Raw genomic sequence first — 5,935 nt, 5'->3', positions numbered from 1 at the left:
TCAAGAAGGAGTAACATCGGGACTTGCAGCGACGGACCTCAGGACACTCTTACACCACGTCTGCGCGCGCGACCAATAACTTTCTAATTTACGCCCTCTTCCAGTCCCAAAATCCCTGATTTTGCTGTTACTGAATTTGTAGCAGTACTCATATTTGCTATATTTTGGCCAGAGCATATATCCAACCCCCTGTTTCAGAGCATTGTTAGGCGGGTTTAAGCCCAAAACACGCCCGCAGCGTGTTAAGCAGCGCCTCTTGCTTTTTCCTGCGGGCATCGACACGATTCCGGTACCGCTTTCGCATACGCTGGTGCATGCGCCATGCGAGCGCCTCCATTGCTTCCATGTCGCAGAGCATCTCGTTATTGACCGTCGCGACCTCGATTCCCATAGTAATCAAGCCCGTGTTGCGTTTTTCATCATGGATACGTCCCCTCCGGGAGGAATGGCCCAGCTCACCGTTGTATTCCAGGTCAAACTGGGCTGCTTCCTGATACGCATCGCAAACTGCATGCGGCATCCCCGAGACTGCCTGCGCACGGTCATCGAACTCGATCTTGTAGTCGGTCTTAAAGGGACCGCAGGCAAATCCGCCATAGGAAAACGGAAGCGAAAACAGAGCGAGCATGATGCACTCCATGGGCGAGCGCAGATTTTCTGACAGGTAGGGACACAGGCGCAGCAGCTGTTTGGCCACATTCCCCTTGCATGCCGCGAGGTAATCTACCATGCAATCGGGTGTCAGCACGGACTCGACCTCAAAGTAACCGACATCTGGCGGCTGGTCTTTGTCCTTTGCCAATTTGTTCACGACAGGCGAGGTGTAGGGAGGCAGATACTTCCCGCGGTCACTCAGTGAAATCTTAGAGCACAGCTCCTGGGCCAGGGCAAATGCCTGGATGCAGCCGACCTCGCGCGCAACGGCTACGCAGAGGGCCTCGGGAGACAAGCTGTACACCCCCGGCTCCACCTCCAGAATCGAACCAACCGGCAGACCTACAGAACAAACGGACCAGCTTGCACCAGGCATGCGGCGACGCTGTTTCGCCGACCCCACCAGTAGACACAGGTCTTCTTGGACCTCGCCGCTCACGGCCCCGATCCGCACCAAATCGGGAAGATAGATGTCCTCGGTCGAGGGCGACGACGTGCGCAGCACACGGCGCTCTTCATCGGGATTAAGGTCCTTCCAGCTTATGTAGCCCATCTGCCGGCGCTCGGCGCGCATCATGCGCAGCGCCGAGGCACCCGTCAAAATTACGGAAGCAGCCAGCTGCTCGCTTGCAGGCTTGCCACGCTGCCCGATCTTTATTGCCATCTGAACCACCCCTACCAAACGCGTGCGATAGCGAGGCCATCAACGGCCGCAGCGCCGGCGCGCTTGAGTTCCGCCGAAGCCGCGGCCATCGTCGCACCCGTAGTGATAACGTCGTCGATAAGCAGCAGGCGCTTGCCCTGCACGTCCTCAACGGTCTCATACATGCCTCGGGCGCGTTCACGGCGTTCTTCACGACCGAGTTCACGCTGGTCGCCATGCCCGTACTTGACGAGAGCATCGAGCAGGGGAACACCCGACAGCTCGCAAAATGGACGCGCAATAGCCTCCATATGATCAAAACCACGCCGCCGAAACGCTGCCGCCGTCGCAGGCACAAACACCACCGCATCCGCACCGGACAGCACACCTCCATAGCGATCGGGCGCTACGACCTGGGCATGCAGGGCGGTGTCGTAGAGCAGCTCCGCCAGATACGGAGCCAGACGTCGCTCGCCCGCATCCTTGTACGCTTTAATGATGCGCGGCAGCGGATGCGCATAGACGGCGCACGCCAGGCAGCGGTCGAGCGCCTCCGTCATTGCCGAGGACGTGCCCTCGACCGAACACTCAGTGCACAGCAAATCCCCAAACGGGGCGCTGCATCGGGTGCAGCTATGACGTGGGTCGATGAGCGTGAACGCGGCAAGGCAGTCTTGGCAAATAAGCGCACCGGCGCGCTCGCAGCCGGCACATCGTGTTGGCGACAATGCCTCGAGCGCCTCGCGTGCCACCCACTCGGCAAACGGTAGCAATTCGTCCGCAAACGGTAGGGCACCGGCACCCTGCAAACAGCTCAATATGTTCAGATGGCTCTTCAAGACACAACCCTCCCTACGTTCGGCCGCAGGGAGGGTTGTTGATTCGGCGCTATGATACCCCGATGCGCTCGGGGCAAGGCGGGCTAAATCCGCTCGCGGGCGTTATTCGCCGGCAGGCGGTTGTGGTGCGGACGAAGACGGGGTCGAGCCCTCGCCACCATCCTGGCGCGGCTTGCGGGAACGGCGACGGCGACGGCGCTTTTGACCCTGGTCGGCCGAGCCCTCGCCACCGCGATCCTCGCGCGGCTCGCGCTCGTCGCGAGCGGCGCCACGCGAAGCCTTGGCAGCCGCTCCCCCGCCATCTCCGGGACGACGGCGCGTGACCTTGACCTCGCCATCCGAGACCTGATCGGCCACGGAGGGCACTGAGGGCTTCTGCTGCGCGCCCGAGGAATGGCGACGGCGCGGACGCGGCGCGCGCTCCTCCTCGCCACGTGACTTGCCGCCCTTGTCGACAGACGCATCGGAGGCCGAGGCGCCCTTGGAAGCGGCACCGGCCTCGCGAGCAGCTGCGGCGCGAAAGGCGTCCTCGCGCTCCTCGCTCGACAGATGACGACGGCGGCGACGTGTGGGGTTCATGCCACCGCCGCGATTCTGCTGCTGGGGCTGCTGAACCTCGCGCTCGCGAGAAGCGTTCTTGCCCGCGGGAGCGGCCTCGCCGGCATCGCCCGAACCCGCGCGCTTGCGGCGGCGACGTCCACCGGCAGCCTCCTCAGCCTCGGGTGCCTCGGCCTTGCCGCGACCCTTACCGCGGCCGCGACCCTCGCCCTGACCCTGACCGGCGCGAGCATCGGATTCGGCATCGCGACGACGGCGCTTGGGCATCGACGTGCCGGCAAGACGGTCGGCACTCGACAGGCCATCGCCCACGTCGACGCCGTTCTCGCGATCGAGCTCCATGAGCGCCAGGCGCATCTCGGGCGACTCGATGCGCTCGAGCACGTCGCGCGTCACGCAGTCGGGGCGGCAGTTGCAGCCCTGCTCGGCGGCCTTCTTTTTGCAGCCCTCCGAGCACGTCATATCGGCCAGGTTGACCTTAAAGACCTTGCCGTTCTCCAGGCGCAGCACCAGCTGCTCACGCGGCGTGTCATATTCCTGAATACGCGCCTTGCCAAGCGGCGTATCGATGAGCGTCTTCTTTTTGGGCGCACGGCTCTTAAAGTCCTTGTACGCCTCGAACTCATAACGCAGACAGCACATCAGGCGGCCGCAAACGCCGCTGATCTTGGACGAGTTGAGCGGCAGGTCCTGCTCTTTTGCCATGCGAATCGAGACGGGCTCAAACTGTCCGCCAAAGCGCGTGCAACAGAGCTCTTGGCCGCACTGGGCATAGCCGCCCACCAGGCGGGTCTCGTCGCGCACGCCGATCTGGCGCATGTCGACGCGAATATGCAGCGTCGAGGACAGATCCTTGACGAGCTGGCGAAAATCGACGCGCTCCTCGGCCGCAAAGTAGAACACGGCCTTCTCGCCGCCAAACAGGTACTCGACGCCCACCGGCTTCATCTCGAGGTCGAGCTCCTTGACCAGACGGCGGAAGTCGACCATGGCCTCGTCGCCCTGGATGGCCAGGTCGTCGGCAAGCTGCAGGTCGATGTCGCTCGCCACGCGCAGCACGGGCTTGAGCGGCTGACCGATCTCGTCTTGCGGCACCTCGAAGGGATCGGCCGTGACCAGGCCAATCTCGGTTCCGCGCTCGGTGGAGCAGATAGCGTAATCTGCCTCGAGGATATCCAGATCCTGCGGGTCGAACCACAGGTCGCGCGAGGCGTAGGTAAACTTAACGGGTACGACTAACGGCATTTCAGTGCCTTCCTGATATCGAACAGCATGACCTCGATGGCCAGCTGGGGAGTAACGTTTCTGGCGATGTTGCGCTCGGCGGTCGCGACTGCCTCGAGCGCCCGCGTGGCACCCGCAACATTGGTCGCAGCGGCAAGCCGACCGATCGTGTCGCGCACGTCTTCGTTCACCACGTCGGCCGCCTCGTCCTGAAGTGTCAGCAGCACATCGCGCATGAGCGTCCGCGCGCTCGCCAGCGCTTCCATGATACCCGAACGCTCGCGCGCATTGAGCTCGCGCTTATTGCGGTCCTCAAGCTGCTTCAATGCTCCACGCGACAGGTAGTCGGCGTTTTGCTCGAGCACCTTTTCCTGCGTGGACTTGACCTCGGCGAGCGGCGCCTTAACGGCGACGATGAGCGACTTGGCGCGGCTGAGCACGTCGGCCTCGTCGGCGGCAATGAGTGAGTCGATGGCACGGACCATCTGACGGCGGGCGTCCTGGCGCTCGGCACTCTTAAGGAACTCGATGCCGCGCGTGGGGCTGCCCGCCACGGCGACGGCCATGCGACAACGCGCGATATCCTGACCAGTGGCACGGCTCACGGCGTGCGCGGCGACGGCGGGTGACACCAGCCGAAACGGCACGCACTGGCAGCGGCTCACGATGGTGGGCAACATCACGTCTGCCGAGGTGCCCAGCAAGATAAACATAACGCCCTCGGGCGGCTCCTCGAGTGTTTTGAGCAGTGCGTTGGCGGTGTTGGCGCGCAGCTGCTCGGCACGGTCAATGATGTAGACCTTGGCCTTGGCGCGGATGGGCGCCAGGGGTACGTCGTCGAGTAGCTCGCGCGTCTGGGCGATGAGGTAGCCCGTGGCGCTCTCGGGCGTGTAATAGTGCACGTCGGGGTGCGTATGGCGGGCGACGCGCACGCAGCTATCGCATGAGCCGCAGCCATCCTGCTCGCACAGGAAGGCTTGGGCGAGCGCCCACGCGGCGTCGAGCTTGCCCGCGCCGGGCGCGCCCAAAAACAGGTAGGCGTGCGATGCGCGACCGCTGGCGACGGCATTGGTCAAAAAGTCGCGCACGCGCTCTTGGGTGTCAAGCTTGGCCAGCAGGCTTGTCTGAGCGGGGGCCATGTTACTCGGCCTCCTGGGCAAGCGCGGCGGTGACGGCGTCCTGGGAAATGTCGAGGCCGTAGACGCGAACCTGCTCGACCGTCCGCGCGAAGACGTCCTCGATGGACGCGGTCGCGTCGATGAGCTTTACGCGGTTTGGTTCCTCGGCGGCGATGGCGCAAAATCCCTGGTAGACACGCTCTTGGAAGGCCATGCCCTTAGCCTCCATGCGATCTGCCGCGCCACGGGCTGCCATGCGCAGCGCCGCCTGCTCGGGCGTGATGTGATAGACGAGCGTGAGCGCCGGGTGCGTCCCCGCGACGGCCAGGTTGTTGGCATCGCGTACTATCTGGCGATCGAGGCCATCGGCAAACGCCTGATAGCAAGTTGTGGAATCGTAGAAGCGGTCGCACAGGACCACCTTGCCGTCAGTAAGGGCAGGCGCGATGACCTCGTGCACCAGCTGGGCGCGCGCGGCCTCGTAGAGCAACAACTCGCAGGTGTCTCCCATCGTCGTATTGGCGGGGTCGAGCAGCAGAGCACGGATCTTTTCGCTGATGGCGGTACCGCCCGGCTCGCGCAGGCTCACAACCTGGTAGCCAGCGAGTTCGAGCGCGCGGGCAAGCAGGCGCGCCTGCGTGGACTTGCCGGCGCCATCGACGCCCTCGAGCGTGATAAAGCTATGTTGAGCGGGCTCAAAAGCCATGGGCGCAGCCCCTTCCTACAAGGCGCGTAAATGCAGATATATCAACCAAGCCATGATACCCCAGTGCTCGGCGCGTCCCAAATCCAACCTAGCCATCGAGGCATCCCCGAAGTTGCCCTTGATTATCGACTTTATCCGAACACCTCCCACATTCATCCGCACATGTACGGATGAATGTGGGAACCCGATACCC

General features: G+C 63.3%; 5 protein-coding genes. All 5 read right to left on the bottom strand.

What is annotated here, in order from left to right; genetic code table 11:
• Positions 1-205: 205 nt before the first annotated feature.
• The 5 genes from ABHR75_RS09590 to tmk all read right to left on the bottom strand — a co-directional run bounded on the left by ABHR75_RS09590 (position 206) and on the right by tmk (position 5,742).
• Entirely contained in the window at positions 206-1,318 is a 1,113-nt protein-coding gene (locus ABHR75_RS09590) for a hypothetical protein (protein ID WP_346964200.1), read from the bottom strand.
• An 11-nt stretch (positions 1,319-1,329) separates the two neighbouring features.
• Positions 1,330-2,136, bottom strand: a complete 807-nt coding sequence (locus tag ABHR75_RS09585) for a phosphoribosyltransferase family protein (RefSeq protein ID WP_240128659.1) — start codon at positions 2,134-2,136, stop codon at positions 1,330-1,332.
• A gap of 102 nt (positions 2,137-2,238) precedes the next feature.
• A complete protein-coding gene (locus ABHR75_RS09580; protein ID WP_346964199.1) occupies positions 2,239-3,939 on the bottom strand; it encodes a PSP1 domain-containing protein in 1,701 nt (566 codons plus the stop codon).
• On the bottom strand, positions 3,930-5,057 hold the full coding sequence (locus ABHR75_RS09575) for a DNA polymerase III subunit (protein ID WP_195624873.1): 1,128 nt from the start codon (positions 5,055-5,057) through the stop codon (positions 3,930-3,932). The genes ABHR75_RS09580 and ABHR75_RS09575 overlap by 10 nt, the downstream gene beginning before the upstream one ends.
• A gap of 1 nt (position 5,058) precedes the next feature.
• Entirely contained in the window at positions 5,059-5,742 is a 684-nt protein-coding gene (tmk, locus tag ABHR75_RS09570) for a dTMP kinase (RefSeq protein WP_195624872.1), read from the bottom strand.
• Between the last annotated feature and the right edge of the window lie 193 nt (positions 5,743-5,935).

Origin of the sequence: Collinsella aerofaciens, from assembly GCF_039752955.1 — a bacterium.
GTDB classification, from domain to species: Bacteria; Actinomycetota; Coriobacteriia; order Coriobacteriales; family Coriobacteriaceae; genus Collinsella; species Collinsella aerofaciens_BI.
Note: the sequence above shows the minus strand (reverse complement) of the source record. Positions and strands in the feature narration are given on the sequence as shown.

Excerpts from the sequence above, each read along its gene's own strand:
- ABHR75_RS09575 (WP_195624873.1), bottom strand. The coding sequence starts at position 5,057 with ATGGCCCCCGCTCAGACAAGCCTGCTGGCCAAGCTTGACACCCAAGAG.
- ABHR75_RS09580 (WP_346964199.1), bottom strand. The coding sequence starts at position 3,939 with ATGCCGTTAGTCGTACCCGTTAAGTTTACCTACGCCTCGCGCGACCTG.
- ABHR75_RS09590 (WP_346964200.1), bottom strand. The coding sequence starts at position 1,318 with ATGGCAATAAAGATCGGGCAGCGTGGCAAGCCTGCAAGCGAGCAGCTG.
- tmk (WP_195624872.1), bottom strand. The coding sequence starts at position 5,742 with ATGGCTTTTGAGCCCGCTCAACATAGCTTTATCACGCTCGAGGGCGTC.